13 protein-coding genes are annotated in these 16,606 nt (G+C 72.7%); 7 read left to right on the top strand and 6 right to left on the bottom strand.

Annotated features, from left to right (window positions below):
* Nucleotides 1–20: 20 nt before the first annotated feature.
* From IE247_RS22135 to IE247_RS22125, 3 genes are all read right to left on the bottom strand, one after another.
* Nucleotides 21–1,349 (bottom strand): MFS transporter, encoded by a 1,329-nt coding sequence (locus IE247_RS22135; protein ID WP_190124963.1) that lies wholly within the window; start codon nt 1,347–1,349, stop codon nt 21–23.
* 27 nt (nt 1,350–1,376) lie between these two features.
* Entirely contained in the window at nt 1,377–1,874 is a 498-nt protein-coding gene (locus tag IE247_RS22130; protein ID WP_373305597.1) for a MarR family winged helix-turn-helix transcriptional regulator, read from the bottom strand.
* 196 nt (nt 1,875–2,070) lie between these two features.
* A complete protein-coding gene (locus IE247_RS22125; protein WP_190124962.1) occupies nt 2,071–3,522 on the bottom strand; it encodes an NCS2 family permease in 1,452 nt (483 codons plus the stop codon).
* 194 nt (nt 3,523–3,716) lie between these two features.
* On the opposite strand from IE247_RS22125, the gene IE247_RS22120 reads away from it, so the two are divergent.
* The 3 genes from IE247_RS22120 (at nt 3,717) to IE247_RS22110 (ending at nt 7,350) form a co-directional block, all read left to right on the top strand.
* A complete protein-coding gene (locus tag IE247_RS22120; RefSeq protein WP_190124961.1) occupies nt 3,717–4,037 on the top strand; it encodes a DUF2530 domain-containing protein in 321 nt (106 codons plus the stop codon).
* 67 nt (nt 4,038–4,104) lie between these two features.
* A complete protein-coding gene (locus IE247_RS22115; RefSeq protein WP_190124960.1) occupies nt 4,105–6,600 on the top strand; it encodes an HAD-IC family P-type ATPase in 2,496 nt (831 codons plus the stop codon).
* Between the two features lie 222 nt (nt 6,601–6,822).
* Nucleotides 6,823–7,350 (top strand): hypothetical protein, encoded by a 528-nt coding sequence (locus IE247_RS22110; protein ID WP_190124959.1) that lies wholly within the window; start codon nt 6,823–6,825, stop codon nt 7,348–7,350.
* 22 nt (nt 7,351–7,372) lie between these two features.
* Here IE247_RS22110 and IE247_RS22105 read toward each other — a convergent pair whose 3' ends face one another.
* The 3 genes from IE247_RS22105 to IE247_RS22095 all read right to left on the bottom strand — a co-directional run bounded on the left by IE247_RS22105 (nt 7,373) and on the right by IE247_RS22095 (nt 12,820).
* Complete coding sequence (locus tag IE247_RS22105; RefSeq protein WP_229869267.1) at nt 7,373–8,230, bottom strand: hypothetical protein; 858 nt, start codon at nt 8,228–8,230, stop codon at nt 7,373–7,375.
* A 49-nt stretch (nt 8,231–8,279) separates the two neighbouring features.
* Entirely contained in the window at nt 8,280–11,420 is a 3,141-nt protein-coding gene (locus IE247_RS22100; RefSeq protein ID WP_190124958.1) for a sacsin N-terminal ATP-binding-like domain-containing protein, read from the bottom strand.
* A 482-nt stretch (nt 11,421–11,902) separates the two neighbouring features.
* Nucleotides 11,903–12,820, bottom strand: a complete 918-nt coding sequence (locus tag IE247_RS22095) for a DUF3027 domain-containing protein (RefSeq protein WP_190124957.1) — start codon at nt 12,818–12,820, stop codon at nt 11,903–11,905.
* 317 nt (nt 12,821–13,137) lie between these two features.
* Here IE247_RS22095 and IE247_RS22090 point away from each other — a divergent pair, with 317 nt between their 5' ends.
* The 4 genes from IE247_RS22090 (at nt 13,138) to IE247_RS22075 (ending at nt 16,589) form a co-directional block, all read left to right on the top strand.
* Nucleotides 13,138–14,496, top strand: coding sequence for an MFS transporter (locus IE247_RS22090; protein ID WP_190124956.1), 1,359 nt, complete (start codon nt 13,138–13,140; stop codon nt 14,494–14,496).
* Nucleotides 14,497–14,585: 89 nt separating this feature from the next.
* Entirely contained in the window at nt 14,586–15,062 is a 477-nt protein-coding gene (locus tag IE247_RS22085; RefSeq protein WP_190124955.1) for a DUF2771 domain-containing protein, read from the top strand.
* 16 nt (nt 15,063–15,078) lie between these two features.
* A complete protein-coding gene (locus IE247_RS22080; RefSeq protein ID WP_190124954.1) occupies nt 15,079–15,753 on the top strand; it encodes a futalosine hydrolase in 675 nt (224 codons plus the stop codon).
* Nucleotides 15,750–16,589, top strand: a complete 840-nt coding sequence (locus IE247_RS22075; RefSeq protein WP_190124953.1) for a 1,4-dihydroxy-6-naphtoate synthase — start codon at nt 15,750–15,752, stop codon at nt 16,587–16,589. The genes IE247_RS22080 and IE247_RS22075 overlap by 4 nt, the downstream gene beginning before the upstream one ends.
* Nucleotides 16,590–16,606: the final 17 nt, after the last annotated feature.

Here is a 16,606-nt window from a genome sequence, read left to right as displayed (position 1 = left end):
GCCCGGCCGGGGTCCGCGCGTCAGACGGCGGCCGTCAGACTCTCCTCACGCTGTTTCGGCACGAAGGCGAGGTGCTTGTGGCCCCGGCGCAGATCCACCTTGAGCCGCAGCCCGCCGGACCTGGCGAGCAGCAGGCCGACGCCGAGCGCGGCCGCCAGCGATATCGCCCCGCCGAGGGCGAGGCCGACCCTGGGCCCGTACGCGTCGGTGATCCAGCCGAAGAGCGGTCCGCCCAGCGGCGTACCGCCGACGAACACCATCATGAACAGGCTCATCACCCGGCCCCTGACGGCCGGGTCGGTCGCCATCTGGATGCTGGAGTTGGCGGTGACATTGACGGTGAGGCCGAACATTCCGACCAGCACCATCAGCAGAGCGAAGATCCAGAACTCGGGGGCGAGGGCGGCCACGATCTCCAGCGCGCCGAAGAGGACCGCCGCGCCCACGAGTATGCGCAGCCGTGAGGTGGCGCGCCGGGCGGCGAGCAGCGCTCCGGCCAGGGAGCCGACGGCCATCAGGGTGTTGAGCAGGCCGTAGGTGCTCGCGCCGGAGTCGTAGACGTCGTGGACGAAGGCGGTGAGCCAGATCGGGAAGTTGAAGCCGAAGGTGCCGACGAAGCCGATGAGGACGATCGGCCAGATCAGCTCCGGGCGCGAGGAGACATAGCGCAGCCCTTCCCTGAGCTGGCCCTTGCCGCGCGGGGCGCGCTCGACCTTGTGCAGATCGGCGGTGCGCATCAGCAGCAGTGAGGCGATGGGCGCGAGGAAGGAGAGCCCGTTGAAGAGGAAGGCGTATCCGCTGCCGACGGCGGTGATCAGCACACCGGCGACGGCCGGTCCCACCAGCCGGGCGGACTGGAAGTTCGCCGAATTGAGGCTGACGGCGTTGCCGAGCTGGTCCGGGCCGACCATCTCGGCGACGAAGGTCTGCCGGGCCGGGTTGTCGACGACGGTGACGAGGCCGAGCAGGAAGGCCGTGAGATAGACGTGCCAGACCTGGACCTCGCCGGTGAGGGTGAGGACGGCGAGCGCGATGCCGGTCAGGGCCATCGCGGACTGGGTGGCCAGCAGCAGGGGCCGCTTGGGCAGCCGGTCGGCGAGCACCCCGCCGTACAGGCCGAAGAGCAGCATCGGGAGGAACTGGAGGGCGATCGTGATGCCGACGGCGGAGGCCGAGCCGGTCAGGGTCAGCACCAGCCAGTCCTGGGCGATCCGCTGCATCCAGGTGCCGGTGTTGGAGACCACCTGACCGGTGGCGAAGAGCCGGTAGTTGCGGATCTTCAGCGAGCTGAACATGGACGTCGTAGGGGCGGGTGCGGGTGCGGAGTCTGCTCCGGGTCCCGTACGCAAAAGTGTTCGCCTCCTCAAAGGTGTTCGTTACAGATGTGCGAGCTTCTCCAGAACGGGGGCGGCCGCGCGCAGCTTGGCCCATTCGTCCTCGTCCAGGCCTTCGGCCAGCTCGGCCAGCCAGGCGTTCCGCTTGCGGCGGCTCTCGTCGAGCATGGCCTCGGCCCGCTCGGTCTGGCTGACCACCTTCTGCCGGCGGTCGTCGGGGTGCGGCTCCAGCCGCACGAGCCCCTTGGCTTCGAGCAGCGCCACGATCCGGGTCATCGACGGCGGCTGGACATGCTCCTTGCGCGCCAGCTCGCCGGGGGTCGCCGAACCGCAGCGCGCGAGCGTCCCCAGCACCGACATCTCGGTGGGGCTGAGCGACTCGTCGACCCTTTGATGCTTGAGCCTGCGGCCCAGCCGCATCACGGCTGAGCGCAGGGCGCTGATGGCGGCGACGTCGTCGGGAGCGATCGCGCCTGCGGCGGCGTCGGCCACCGTGCGTGCGGTGTCGCCGTCGGCGGCACCGCTGGACAGGTCAGACATGTTTATTAGCGTAACTCATTACTCTGTCTAAAGACCAACCGGTTTAACGCGTCGCCGACACGGCACGGACGAGTACGGAGAGCGACGCGCGGAGGGCTCCGGGAGGGCCGCGGGAAGGCCCCGGAAACGCCGTACGGGCGTCCCGGGACCGAGGTCCGGGACGCCCGTACGGGGCGGGGTTCTGGCGGGGGCTCCGTTACGTGAGACCGAGCGCGGGCATCGCGTAGTAGAAGACGAAGACCGCGGAGACGGCGTACATCGCGATGGGGACCTCGCGGCCGCGGCCCGTGGCGAGGCGCAGGACGCTGAAGGCGATGAAGCCGATGCCGATGCCGTTGGTGATGGAGTAGGTGAAGGGCATCATCACCATCGCGAGGAAGGCGGGGACGGCGAGGGTGAAGTCGGTCCAGTCGATGTCGCGGATGGAGCCGGCCAGGATCAGGAAGCCGACCGCGAGGAGGGCGGGGGTGGCGGCCTGGGAGGGGACCATCGTGGCGAGGGGGGTGAGGAAGAGGGCGAGGGAGAAGAGCGCGCCGGTGACCACGGAGGCGAGGCCGGTGCGGGCGCCCTCGCCGACACCCGCGGTGGACTCCACGAAGCAGGTGGTGGCGGAGGAGGAGGTCGCGCCGCCGGAGGCGACGGCGATGCCGTCGACGAGGAGGACCTTGTTGATGCCCGGGAAGTTGCCGTCCTTGTCCATGAGCTTGGCCTCGTCGCCGACGCCGAGGATGGTGCCCATCGCGTCGAAGAAGCAGGACAGCAGGACGGTGAAGACGAAGAGCGAGCCGGTGAGGATGCCGACCTTCTCGAAGCCGCCGAAGAGGCTGACCTCGCCGACGAGCCCGAAGTCGGGGGTGCTCAGCGGATTGCCGGGCCACTTCGGGACGGTGAGGCCCCAGGCGCGGTCCGGGAGGTCGACGATCACTTCGATGATCATCGCGACGATCGTCATGACGACGATGGAGATCAGGATCGCGCCGGGCACCTTGCGGATAATCAGGACCAGTGTGAGCAGCGCGCCGAGGACGAAGACCAGGACCGGCCAGCCCAGCAGATGACCGCCGTGGCCCAGGGTCAGCGGGACGGAGGTCTGGGCGATGTCCGGAATGCGGGAGACGAAGCCGGCGTCCACCAGGCCGATGAGCATGATGAACAGGCCGATGCCGATCGCGATGCCCTTGCGGAGGCTGCGCGGTACGGCGTTCATCACCCGCTCGCGCAGGCCGGAGGCGACCAGCAGCATCACCACGAAGCCCGCGAGGACCACCATGCCCATCGCGTCGGCCCAGGACATCCTGGGCGCGAGCTGGAGGGCGACGACGGTGTTCACACCGAGGCCGGCCGCCAGCGCGATCGGCACATTGCCGATGACGCCCATGAGGAGGGTGGAGAAGGCGGCGGTCAGCACGGTGGCGGTGACCAGCTGGCCGTTGTCGAGCTGATGGCCGTACATGTCCTTGGCGCTGCCGAGGATGATCGGGTTCAGCACGATGATGTAAGCCATCGCGAAGAAGGTGGCGAAGCCGCCGCGGATCTCGCGCGCGACCGTGGAGCCGCGCTCGGAGATCTTGAAGTAGCGGTCAAGGCCGCCGGGGGCGGCGCCCTTCGGCGGGCCCTCGGGGGCGGCGGCGGTGGCCGACGGGGTCATTCCGTCCTCATCAATGCTCTTGGATGTTTCTACGAGTGAAACAGGTCAGGGGCAAACCGTTTCAGTATGAACATATGAACCGAAGATCGCCATCTTCGCGCGTAGACCCCCGTGGCGACTGGGCCGACCGCACCCATTCCCCGGCCGGCCGCCGACGCCCCGCCGGGGCCCGGCGGGGTGCCTACACTGTCCCCATGGCGAAGTGGACTGCGAAGCACGAGGCGCCCGAGCCCCTGGAGGGGCCGGTGGTCGCCACCGTCACCGGTGGCACGATCCTCTGGTTCGTCCTCTTCCTGGCGCAGCTCCCGTTCTACGGCTGGTTCGCCGACCGCGATCTCCAGTGGTGGGTGTGGACCTGTCTGGCCGGCGCGGGCCTCGGGCTGATCGGCATCTGGTACGTCCGAAAGCGCGACGCCGCGATCAAGCGGGCGGCGGCGGCAGCCGAGACCGCCGCGGACACCGCTCAGGACGCGCGGACCCCGGACGGCCCCGGAACCGGCCCCGCCGGAAGCTGACCGACCCCGACACACGGGCCGCTCCCTCAAGGGGTGGACCCGCCGCTCCTTCCGTACCGTACGAACCATGACTCAGCGGGCAGGGATCGACACGGACGGTCCGGAACCTGACGGCCGCGAAGACGGCCGGAGCGCGGCGCGGCAGCAGGGCCCGCCGATCGACGCGGGGGCCGAGCTGGATCCCGTACACCCCATGACCATGCCCGCCTCCCGCCGCCGGGCGACCGGGCTGAGCGGGGCCGAGGTCGCCGAGCGGATCGCCCGGGGCGAGGTCAACGACGTACCCGTACGGTCCTCCCGCTCGCTCGGCGAGATCGTCCGGGCCAATGTCCTCACCCGCTTCAACGCCCTGATCGGCGTCCTCTGGGTGATCATGCTGATCGTCGCGCCGATCCAGGACAGCCTGTTCGGCTTCGTCATCGTCGCCAACACCGGCATCGGCATCGTCCAGGAGCTGCGCGCCAAGAGGACCCTCGACGGGCTCGCGGTGATCGGCGAGGCCCGGCCGACGGTACGGCGCGACGGAGTCGCGGCCGAGGTCTCCACCTCCGGCATCGTCCTCGACGACCTCGTGGAACTGGGCCCGGGCGACAAGGTGGTGGTGGACGGCGAGGTGGTGGAGGCCGACGGCCTGGAGATCGACGAGTCGCTGCTCACCGGCGAGGCCGACCCGGTGCTCAAACGACCGGGCGACCCCGTGATGTCCGGCAGCTTCGTGGTCGCGGGCGGCGGCGCGTTCACCGCGACGAAGGTGGGCCGTGAGGCGTACGCGGCCCAGCTCGCCGAGGAGGCCTCGCGGTTCACCCTCGTCCACTCCGAGCTGCGCAGCGGCATCAGCACCATCCTCAAGTACGTGACCTGGATGATGGTCCCGACCGCGACCGGGCTCGTCATCAGCCAGCTCGTCGTCAAGAACGAGGACGTCAAGAACTCCATCGCCCGGACCGTCGGCGGGATCGTGCCGATGATCCCCGAGGGGCTGGTGCTGCTGACCTCCGTCGCCTTCGCGATCGGGGTGATCCGGCTGGGCCGCAGACAGTGCCTGGTGCAGGAGCTGCCCGCCATCGAGGGTCTTGCCCGGGTCGACGTGGTCTGCCTGGACAAGACCGGAACGCTCACCGAGGGCGGGATGGACGTCACCGAGGTGCGCCCGCTCGGCGGCATGGACGAGTCCTCCGTACACGCGGTCCTCGGCGCGCTCGGGGCCTCGGACCCGCGCCCGAACGCTTCCCTCCAGGCGATCGCCGAGGCGTTTCCGGACAAGGGTCCGGGGCTGCGGTGCGCGGACACCCTGCCCTTCTCCTCGGCCCGCAAATACAGCGGCGCGACCCTCGTCGCGGAGGGCGGGGAGCGTACGAGCTGGCTGCTGGGCGCGCCCGACGTGCTGCTGGCGCCCGGCGATCCGGAACTCGACGGCGTCGAGCGGCTCAATGAGGCGGGCCTGCGGGTGCTGCTGCTGGCGCGGGCCGCCGGGGCCTCGCTGGACTCCGCGACGGCCGCCGAGGGCGCGCGGCCCGTCGCGCTCGTCGTGCTGGAGCAGCGGCTGCGGCCCGACGCCGCCGACACCCTGCGGTACTTCGCCGAGCAGCGGGTCACCGCCAAGGTCATCTCCGGCGACAACGCGGTCTCGGTGGGCGCGGTCGCCCAGAAGCTGGGCCTGCCCGGCGCGGAGCGGCCCGTCGACGCGCGCACCCTGCCCGCCGGGGGCGAGGAGCTGGCGGCGCGGCTGGACGCCCACTCGGTCTTCGGCCGGGTGACCCCGCGCCAGAAGCGGGACATGGTGGGCGCGCTCCAGTCCCGGGGGCACACGGTCGCCATGACCGGCGACGGCGTCAACGATGTGCTCGCGCTCAAGGACGCGGACATCGGCGTCGCGATGGGCTCGGGCTCCGAGGCCACCCGGGCGGTGGCCCAGATCGTGCTGCTGAACAACAGCTTCGCCACCCTGCCGTCGGTGGTGGCCGAGGGCCGCCGGGTGATCGGCAACATCACCCGGGTCGCGACCCTCTTCCTCACCAAGACGGTCTACTCGGTGCTGCTGGCGATCCTGGTGGTGTGCAGCCAGGTCGAATACCCCTTCCTGCCCCGGCATCTGACGCTGCTCTCGACGCTGACGATCGGGGTGCCTGCCTTCTTCCTGGCGCTCGCCCCCAACCGGGAGCGCGCCCGGCCGCACTTCGTCCGGCGGGTGATGCGGTACGCGATCCCGGCGGGCGTCATCGCGGCGGCGGCCACCTTCTGCACCTATCTGCTGGCCCGCTCCCACTACAGCGGCCCGGGCGCGCTGGAGGCGGAGACCAGCGCGGCGACGCTGACGCTCTTCCTCGTCTCGATGTGGGTCCTCGCGATCATCGCCCGGCCCTACACCTGGTGGCGCGTCGCGCTGGTGGCCGCGATGGGGCTGTGCTTCGTGGTGGTGCTGGCGGTGCCGTGGCTCCAGGAGTTCTTCGCGCTGAAGCTGGTGGGGACGGTCCTGCCGTGGACGGCGGTGGGGGTCGCGGCGGCGGGGGCGGTGCTGCTGGAGTTCGGCTGGCGGTGGGTGGACCGGAGGTTCCCGGCGTGAGGCCGTGAGGCCGTGAGGCCGTGAGCGCGCGGGGCCGTGAGCGCGCGGGGCGGGGCCGAAGGCCGAACCCGATGATCGGCTGCGTTCGGCTCTGCCCGTACGCACCCTGAATCCGTCCGCCAGTTGTACGCCCCTGTCCGTTTCACCGGCGTCATTGTTCGGTTACGTCCGGATTTGCCGAGTCACCGGCGACAGCGCCCCACGGCTGTCAGCATGCGCTACATGCCGAAACCCCACGAGCCCGTCATGGATCTGATCCGGGCCTCCATGGACCCCGCGTCGCGTACGGCGCGGTTGCGGATCGACTCCCCCGCCTGCCGCGTGGTGATCGCCGCGGCCCGCGCCGACGCCGAGGAGGGCGGCAACAGCCGCGTGGTCACACTCGCCACCGGCACGGCCGTCTCCGCGACCGGGCTGACCATGCTCCTCGCCGAGCACCGGCACGTCACCACGGAGGTGTTCATCGACCATCTCGAAGCCGCCAAACACGAGATGGACCCCCACGGAAGATCCCCCGACGTCACCGTGGTGATGCGCAGCCTCCTCACGGAGCACCCGATGCAGGAGTCCGCCCGGGTCCTCACCGACGCCTTCCTCCAGGACCAGGAGGGCTTCTGCGACCTCATCGTGGACCTCGCCGAATACGCCGCGAGCGCCATCAAACTCCTCCAGCAGAACAAGGTCGCCACGCAGGAGCAGACCCTCGCCGAGCTCGACGGCATGCTGGAGGAATTCGTCGGCACCGCCTGAACCGCCCGCCGCCCCGGCCCTCCTACCCGTTCCCGTTCCCGTTCCCGTCCGCGTCTCCGGACCCGGACTCGGACCCGCGCATCAGCTCCAGATCGTCCCCCCAGCCGTCCAGCACCGGGCCGTGCCCCCGGGCCCGGGCATACGGCTCCACCTCGCGGAAGAGCCTCCGCACCGCGCGCGGCCCCCGCTCCGACAGCACCTCGCCCAGCAGGGGCAACAGCCGGTCGGGGGCCCACTCGGCACGGTCGAGCGGATGGTGGCGCAGCTCCCACTCCAGATACTTGTTGTACGGGCGGACCCGGCCGTCCAGCGCGAAGGCATAGCCGAGGAAGTACGGCACCGTGTCCGCGCCGTCCAGCCGCGCCGCGAGCGAGCGGCCGTCGCGGTCGCTCTTCAGACACCGGTAGACGCTGTTGAGGAAGGCGTCCAGGAGTTCCGGCGCACTCTCGGCGGCCTCCGCCTGAGTGAGCCGTCCCTTGGCGGCGACGAGTTCGGCGATCAGCCCGTCGGCGGTGTCCTTCACCACCTCGGCGCGGGTGAAGGCGTACCGGTTCCACTCGGTCCCGGAACCGGGCAGGGCGTGGGCGCGGAACTCCGTGAGCGGCAGCAGGACCACATCCAGCAGACCGTCCCGGCGGCGCTCGGCGGCTAGAGGGCCGTGTTCCGCGCCGTCCTCGGCGACGAGGTAGACGTCGTAGTCGGAGCGGGCGGTGGCGGTGCCCTCGCGGGCCCGGGAGCCGGTGAGGACGAGTCCGAGGGCGTGCCGGTCGCGTCCCACGCGCTCCAGCAGCGCCGCGTACTCCCCGGCGGCGGCGGTCCCGGCGGCGTCACCCGTACCGCCCCTGTCGCTGTCCCTGTCCCTGTCCCTGTAGTCGCTCACCGCCTCAGCCCACCACGCGCCCGCCGCGCGGCCCAAGCGGTTTTCGGGGTCAGCCCGCGTCGAACCAGCGGTCGCGGGCGAGTTCCTCGGTACGGGAGGGGTCCTCCAGGAGGGCGGCGACCTCGAAGCGGCGGGGCCACTGGCCGGCCGACCAGGCGAGGCCGGCGGCGACGCCTTCCAGGGTGGAGGCGTGGAGGGTGCCGTCGGGGGTGCGGCGCCAGGGGAGTTCGACGCCGCCGGCGATCAGCTCGTCGTGTTCGACGTAGAAGGCGGGGGTGGCGGGTCCGAGGAGGACATGGACGGATTCCGGTACGCCGTGCTCCTCGCCCTCGGTGGTCACCTCCGCCGTGAGGGTCTCGCTCAGCAGCCGGACCTGGAGCAGCTCGGCCAGTTCCCCGGCGCGCGCCGGGGAGACCGGGAGCAGCGGGAGTCCGTCGGCGAGGGGCAGCAGATCGGGGGCGTCGGCGACGACCGCGTCCCGGGCGTCCACGACACGGGTCGCGCCGTCGACGACCGCCCGCAGCTCGTCGGGGAGGGTCACCTGCTCCGGGTCGAGGTCGGCGAGCGCGCTGTAGAGGCCGTGGAGCTGGGCGGGGCGCACCGGGCGGTCCGGGTCGGCGAGGCGGCCCAGCAGCTCGGCCGCGCCGCCCGGCTCGTCCAGCAGATCGGCCGCGGTGGTGCGTACCCCCAGCGCCCTGAGCACCTGCGGGTCGTCGAAGCCGCCCGCGTCGACGGACTCGTACAGGCCCTCCAGCAGCGGGTCGCCGCCCGCGGCGCGCAGTCCGGCGGGGCGGCGGCCGTCGAGCACCGGGTGGTCGCGGAGCCACCACGCGGTGTACGGGCGTACGGACTCGGTCGTGCCGTCGGGCAGCAGCACCCGCACCGGCTGGGTGAGCGCGTCGCGCAGCGGCGGGCGGGAGAGCAGGGCCAGGGCCTGCGGCCAGCGGTCGTCGTCCACCAGGTCCAGATCGCGGACGGCGACCAGTTCGGTGACGACCGGCGGGACGGGGGTCTCGGGCAGCCGGTCGAGGACGTCCTCGCACCAGACGTCGACGGCGTCCAGCAGACCGGCGTCGTCGGGCTCGGCGTAGTCGCCGTCGCGGGGCTCCAGCTCGTCGGGGTCCAGGACGACATCGGTGGCGCGTACGAGGGTGAAGTCGGCGAGGACTCCGCAGGCCGCCAGCGGGCGCGGGCCCCAGCGGTTCGCCAGTTCGGCGTCGCAGAGCGCCGGTCCGTCCTCGCGCATCACCTGCGCGAAGGGGCTGCCGGGCAGCACCAGCTCCCCGGCGGGGGCGGGCTCGCCGTCCTCGTCGGGGAGGGCGAGCGCGCCGAGCCAGGGTTCGTCGCCGGGTTCGAGGTCGGCGTCGCGCACCAGCGCGAGCACGGTGTCCGCCAGCTCCTCGGCGTCGAGGGCGTCCTCGTCCCAGATCTCGCCCGCGTCGAGCGAACCGGCGACGGCCGCCCGGACCTGAGGGGTGGTCAGTACGGCGCGGGGGGTGGCGGGCAGCGCGCCCAGCTTCTCCAGCAGGGGGTGGGCGGCGTCCGGGTGAACGACCTTCAGCCCGAGCCTGGCGAGGTCCGCCGGGGTGTCGGAGAGCGGGAGCAGGGTCTGCCGGGGGCCGATGACCGTCCGCAGATCGGTCAGCGGCACCGGGAGGCCGGTCAGCCGGTCCGGGTCGACGCCCGCGAGGCTGTCGTAGAGCCGGTGCCACCAGGAGGGTTCGCGCTCCAGACCGGCCAGCCGGTCCATCGCCTCGGTGAGCGGCACCCGGGCGACACCGAGGGTGCGCAGCTCCGCCCGGCGCTCCAGGCCCGCGGGCAGCAGGCTCGGCAGCACCTCGGCCAGCACCCGTACGGTGTCCGCCCCGGCGCCCTCCAGCACCTCCGCCTCGATGGGCCGCAGCCCGGCGGGGGCGGTACGGCCGGGGAGCCCGGTGTCCTCCTCCTCGTCGGCGGGGCGGGGGGCGGCGGCGAGCAGAAAGGCCGTACGCGGCAGCAGCTCCAGGATCGCCGCCCGCAGCGCGCCGTCCAGCTCGCCCTTGCCGAGGGGGCCCGGCACCAGGTCGATGGTGCCGGTGGACACCGGCCGCCACTCCGCGAGCAGTTCGGCGTACGCCTCGGCCGAGCGCCGCACCAGGAAGTCGGTGAGCGGGCCGGGGGCCGGGTGGCGGCGCGTGGTGTCCAGCGGGAACGAGGCGATCAGCAGCGCGGGGACGCCCAGCGGTTCGTCGGTCGGGGTCGGCGCGTGCACGACGGGGGCGGTACGCGGACGGGCGGGCGCGCCCTCGCCGTCCACGGGCACCGCCCAGGTGACGGACCAGTGGGGGCGCAGCCGCTCCTCGACGGGGCGGTCCTTGAGCAGCTCCGCCTTGATGGAGCCGGTGTGGCTGACGGTCCGCCAGCGGCGTTCGCCGTGCTCGCTGTCGTCGATGTGGACATACGGTCCCCGGGTGGCGCGGCGCACGGTCCGTACGCCGTCGGGGGTCTCGATCACGATCTCGGCGAGGCCCGGGAGGGTGAGGAGCAGTGCGTCGTCCACCCCGTCGAGGAGGTGTTCCACCAGGTCGACGGCCGCGCCGTCGCGCAGCGGGAGCACGATGACCGTGTCGTACCCCTCGGGGGCGGGCCCCTGGGCGGGCAGCGGGAGCCGCAGCAGCGGGACCTGTCCGTCCCGGCGGCGGATCTCGTCCGCGAGCCCGGGGCTGTCCGCCGCCGCCTCCTGGGCGAGAGCCCTCGCCTCGGCCAGGGACCAGCGGACGCCTCCGGTACGGCCGAGGATCGCCGGTTCGTCGCTGACGGCGAGCACTGCGGCGAACCCGACGCCGAAGCGGCCGACGCTCTCGCCGTCTCCGCGCTTGGCGGAGGCCCGCAGGGTGCTGAGCGACTCCGCGCCGGCCGTGTCGAGCGGGGTGCCGGTGTTGGCGACCGCCAGCACCGGCGGGGAGTCGCCCTCGGCGGGCCTGAGCGTGAGCCGCAGCCGGCCCGGGGTCTCCGCGCGGGCGGCGGCGTCGGCCGCGTTCTGCGCCAGCTCCACCACGAGACGGTCGCGGTAGCCCCCGAGTACGAGATCCTCCTCCGCGTTCGCGTCCTCCCTGAACCGCGCGGGGGCCGCCGCCCACGCGTCCAGCACCCCACGCCTCAGCCGTCCGGTTCCGAACGGATCGGGCCGCTCTGTGGGGGTGACGCTCACGCTGTGCTCCGCTCTGGGGGGTGGGGAGTGGGCTGGGGTGAAGGTACCGCGTGGGGGGTGGGGTGGTTTTGGCCGGCTGGAATTGACGTACCTGGTTCAGTGCGGGCACCCGGGGTGCGGGCCTGTCCTCAAACTCCCGCTTGCTCCGCTGGGGAGCCCCCAGACGGGCTGGAAATTGACGCGCCCGGCCCCGCTCAGCCCCTCGGGGTGCGGGGTCCGTCCTCAAACGCCGGACGGGCTTGATATTGCCCCGCCCGTCAGTATCAAGCTCGTATGCGGACCCGTGCCCCGGGGCCCGAACTGGGCCGGGAAGGTCAATTCCAGCCCGTCTGGGGGTCCCCCCGGCGGAGCCAGGGGGAGGTTGAGGACGGACCCCGCGCCACGGCGGGCCCGCGACGGACCGGAGACGTCGATCTCAGCCCGTCCGGCGTTTGAGGACGGACCCCGCGCCCTCGGGGCCCGAGCGGGGCCCGGAGGGTCGGCTAGGAGTGGCCCAGGTCCTCGTCGGGGGACGGGGATGGGGTGGGGGTGTCCTGGGTGAGGGGGAAGGCGTCGGTGGCGAGGGAGTCGAAGACGGGTTGGGGGGGCTGGGGGGTCTTGGGCATGACGGCGGCTTCGGAGTGGCCGCCGCAGCCGTAGGAGAGGGAGACGACTCGGCCGTCGGCGGGGGAGAACTCATTGGCGCAGACACCGAACGCCTGTCCGAGCGACCCGGCGATCGGCATGAGGAAGCCGCAGGTCACACACCCTGCGGGCGCGGCCTGCGCCATGGGTGTCTTCGCCCCGAAGGACTCTTCCCAGCGGTCGGCGGCAATGTGCAGGCCGTAGCGCGAGAGCACGCGCGCCCGCCGCATCCCCAGCTCCTCGGCGACGGCCGCGATCTCGCCGCGGGCGTTGGCGACGGTGTCGGCGGGGGCGCGGTCGGTCAGCTCGGCGTCCTCGGCCTCGACGAGCTCGGCGAGGTCGTGGGTGGTGGAGGCGATCGCGGAGTTCGGCGGGGGGGCGTCCTCGCCGGTGAAGCCGGGCTCCAGGCGGAGGTCCTCCGCCTCGGTGGGGAGGAGGTCCCCGGGGCCGAGGTCGCCGGGGCGCAGCCGCTCGCTCCAGGGCACCCACTCGGGTGCGAGGAGGGCGTCGGGGCCGGGGAGGAGGACGGTCTCGTCGAGGGTGACGTTCTTGGCGCGGGAGGCCCGCGCGACCGTCACCGCCCAGCGCCAGCCCCGGTAGCCGGGCTCCTTGCACTCGAAGAAGTGAGTGACGACACGGTCGCCCTCCGAGACAAGGGACACATGCTCACCCACCACCCCCGGGGCCGCGGTCTCCTCCGCCGCCGTCCGGGCGAGATCTACCGCCTCGGCGCACAGGCGGTCGGGGGTTCGGCTTCGCGTCGTCGCAGCACTCACAGGTCTCGCTTCTCTCCTACGCCGTCTCACGGGTGCGCCTGCCGAGTCGTGAGGCGGTACGGGGCGCAGGCGGAGCGGACCAGGGGGCCGCATCGACGTCCGCGCCCAGACCAACCCGTCCCGGGCACACCTACCGTCATCCATTCTGAGGGATGACGAAGAGGCGCGCGGCCGAGAACAATCGCCGGTGGCGCGCTACGCACGCTACCCCTTCCTCAGCTCCGCGCCCACCTGCGCGCTCCAACAAGGGGTCGACAGGGACCCGACTCAGCGCGCATCGCGCGTGTTCCCACGGGTGCTTGGGGCAGTATGACGAGGTGGCAGCCGCCAGGTCGGCCGAGGGGCCCGGAGCGCTCAGCAGAGCGATCCGGGCGGTGGGGCGTGCCCTGCGGGCCCCTTTCACCCGTACCGGGAGACGTATCCGGAGGGCGACGCACGCGCACGGCGCGGGCGAGTCGGGCCTCGGAAGGCTGATCGAGCTGCACGCGGTGAACGGCGCGGGCGATGTCATGATCACGGTCGCGCTGGCGTCCACGGTCTTCTTCTCGGTGCCCACGGACGAGGCGCGCGGCCGGGTCACGCTCTACCTGGCCATCACTCTCGCCCCCTTCGCGCTGCTCGCGCCGGTGATCGGCCCGCTGCTGGACCGGCTGCCGCACGGCCGGCGGGCGGCGATGGCGGCGGCGATGCTGGCGAGGGCGCTGCTGGCGCTGGGGCTCTCGGGGGCGGTGGCCACAGGCGGGCTGGAGCTGTATCCGGCGGCGCTGGGGGTGCTGGTGGCCTCCAAGGCGTACGGGGTGGTGCGCAGCGCGGTGGTGCCGAGGCTGCTGCCTCCCCGGTTCTCGCTGGTGAAGGCGAATTCGCGGGTCACTCTGGCGGGGCTGCTGGCCACGGGTCTGGCCGCGCCGGTGGGGGCGGGGCTGCACCGGATCGGGCCGCAGTGGCCGCTGTACGGGGCGTGCGCGCTGTTCTGTCTGGGGACGTACTGGGCGCTGAAGCTGCCGCCCAAGGTGGACTCGGCGAAGGGCGAGCACAAGGCGCGGATCCTGCCGCTCGGGGAGAGGAAGCCGGGTCTGCGGACGGTGGGGCCCTCGGTGCTGCACGGCCTTCAGGCGAACGCGGCCTTCCGGATGCTCTCCGGTTTCCTCATCTTCTTTCTCGCCTTTCTGCTGCGGGATCATCCGCTCGCCGGGCAGAGCGCGGCGGTCTCACTGGGTCTTGTGGGGGTCTCGGCGGGGCTCGGCAATGCCCTGGGGACGGCCGTGGGGGCCTGGCTGCGGACCCGGGCCCCGGAGATGATCATCGTGACGGTGCTCGGCACGGCGCTGGCGGCGGCGGTGCTGGCGGCGGTGTTCTTCGGGGCGGGGATGGTGGCGGTGCTGGCCGCGACGGCGGGGTTCTGCCAGGCGCTGGCCAAGCTGTCGCTGGACGCGCTGATCCAGCGGGATGTGCCGGAGGAGGTGCGGACCTCGGCGTTCGCCCGCTCGGAGACGCTGCTTCAGATGTCGTGGGTGGTGGGCGGCGCGATCGGGATCGTGCTGCCGCTCAACGGCGCGCTGGGGATGTCGGTGGCGGCGGCGATCGTCGGCACGGGCGCGGGGCTGGCGGTGCGCGGTCTGGTGGGCGCGTGCGGGCGGAGCGGGCGCAGTGGCCGCACCGGGCCGAGGGTCGCGTGAGAGCGGCGAGATCCGCCAGACAGGCCCTCGCGTGCGGCGCGCCGGACCCCCGCGCGGGAAGGGCGGGCGGGACCGATAGCCTTTTGGCCATGACCGTTGCGATCTTCTCCGGCAGGCGCCGCCGGGCCGCTGCCACCATCGGCGCCGTCTCCGCCGGGCTCCTCGTACTCTCGGCGTGCGACAAGCCGACCCCGCTCGCGACCGTCACGGTCGGGACGGAGTCCGTGAACTCCGAGGCCGCCTGCTACAACGACGGCAAGGCCATCAAGGAGTCCCTGGTCCAGGGGTGCCTGAACAAGGACTCGGGCAAGACCGTCAAGGTCTCGCTGGACGACAAGATCCGCTTCGGTGTCGACCCGGAGATCGCGGAGAACGGCTGGACCCTGTTCATCGGCGGGCAGCCCGCCGAGCAGGAGCCGTTCAAGAAGACGTACCGGACCATCCCGGCCAACGCCTTCTTCACCTCGCAGACCGGCGAGACCACCAACAAGACGAACATCAGCATCGTCGAGACCGACGGCAAGAAGCTCATCGGCATCTGGCTGTTCACGCTAGAGAAGAAGTGACCCCGGGAGCCCGGTGATGCGCGTACTGGTGGTGACCGCGGTGGCGGCCGAGTCCGAGTCCGTCGCCGCCGGGCTCACCGCACGGTTCCCGGCCGGCCGGTCGGCGAGGCCCGGCCCCACGGTGATGGCGGGCGGAGTCGGACCGGCGGCGGCCGCCGCGGCCACCGCCGCCGCGCTGGCCCTGGCGAGCGCCGGGGGCACCCCGTACGACCTGGTGGTCTCCGCCGGGATCGGCGGCGGCTTCCCGCCGCACGCGCCCATCGGCTCGCTGGTCGTCGCCGACGCGATCGTCGCCGCCGACCTCGGGGCCGAGACCGCCGAGGGCTTCCTCTCCGTCGACGAACTCGGCTTCGGCCGCACCGCCCATCTGCCGCCCGCAGCGCTCGCCGCCCGCGCGGCCGGGCTGACCGGCGCCCGGTGCGCGCCGGTGCTGACCGTCTCCACGGTGACCGGCACCGCCGCCCGCGCCGCCGAGCTGAGCGGGCGTCACCCCCGGGCCGCCGCCGAGGCGATGGAGGGTTTCGGCGTCGCCGAGGCCGCCGCCGCCCACGGGGTCGCGGTGCTGGAGATCCGGGCGATCTCCAACGCGGTGGGCCCGCGCGATCGCGCCGCCTGGCGCATCGGTGCGGCGCTGGCCGCCCTGCGGACCGGCTTCGAGCAGCTCAGCCCCCTCTTCGAGGAGTCGTCGTGACCCTGCGGATCGCGTACTCGCCCTGCCCCAACGACACCTTCGTCTTCGACGCGTGGGCCCATGGCCGGGTCCCCGGCGCGCCCGCCGTCGACGTCGAGTTCGCGGACATCGACATCACCAATGGAAGGGCCGAGCGCGGCGAGGGCGACATCCTCAAGGTGTCGTACGCCGTGCTGCCCTGGGTGCTGGACGAGTACACGCTGCTGCCCTGCGGCGGCGCGCTGGGCCGCGGCTGCGGCCCGCTGGTGCTCACCCGGGAGCCGGGCGGGGATCTGCGCGGAAAGACCGTGGCGGTGCCGAGCGAGCGTTCGACCGCTTATCTGCTGTTCCGGCTCTGGGCCGCCGACCAGGTGCCCGGCGGGGTCGGCGAGGTGGTCGTGATGCCGTTCCACGAGATCATGCCCGCGGTACGGGACGGAAAGGTCGACGCCGGACTCGTCATCCACGAGGCCCGGTTCACCTACCGGACGTACGGGCTGCACTGCCTCGCCGATCTGGGCGAGCACTGGGAGAACACCACCAGCCTGCCCATCCCGCTCGGCGCGATCATCGCCAAGCGCTCGCTGGGCAGGGAGACGCTGGAGCTGCTGGCCGCCTCGATCCGTACCTCCGTACGGATGGCGTGGGACGACCCGGAGGCCTCACGGCCCTATGTCCGGGCGCACGCCCAGGAGATGGATCCGGCCGTCGCCGACCAGCACATCGGTCTGTATGTGAACGAGTTCACCGCGGAGCTGGGAGAGGACGGCTACGCGGCGGTGCGCGGGCTGCTCACCCGGGCCGCGGCCGAGGGGCTCGTACCGCCGCTGGCCCCTGGAGCGCTGGCCTTCGGCTGACGGCGACGGCTGTACGG

This window comes from Streptomyces inusitatus, assembly GCF_014651115.1.
GTDB lineage: Bacteria > Actinomycetota > Actinomycetes > Streptomycetales > Streptomycetaceae > Streptomyces > Streptomyces amakusaensis.
This window is presented reverse-complemented; position numbering and strand designations above follow the sequence as displayed.

Coding starts and splice junctions, on each gene's coding strand:
- IE247_RS22130 (WP_373305597.1), bottom strand. CDS start 1,874: ATGTCTGACCTGTCCAGCGGTGCCGCCGACGGCGACACCGCACGCACG.
- IE247_RS22125 (WP_190124962.1), bottom strand. CDS start 3,522: ATGACCCCGTCGGCCACCGCCGCCGCCCCCGAGGGCCCGCCGAAGGGC.
- IE247_RS22120 (WP_190124961.1), top strand. CDS start 3,717: ATGGCGAAGTGGACTGCGAAGCACGAGGCGCCCGAGCCCCTGGAGGGG.
- IE247_RS22115 (WP_190124960.1), top strand. CDS start 4,105: ATGACTCAGCGGGCAGGGATCGACACGGACGGTCCGGAACCTGACGGC.
- IE247_RS22110 (WP_190124959.1), top strand. CDS start 6,823: ATGCCGAAACCCCACGAGCCCGTCATGGATCTGATCCGGGCCTCCATG.
- IE247_RS22085 (WP_190124955.1), top strand. CDS start 14,586: ATGACCGTTGCGATCTTCTCCGGCAGGCGCCGCCGGGCCGCTGCCACC.
- IE247_RS22080 (WP_190124954.1), top strand. CDS start 15,079: ATGCGCGTACTGGTGGTGACCGCGGTGGCGGCCGAGTCCGAGTCCGTC.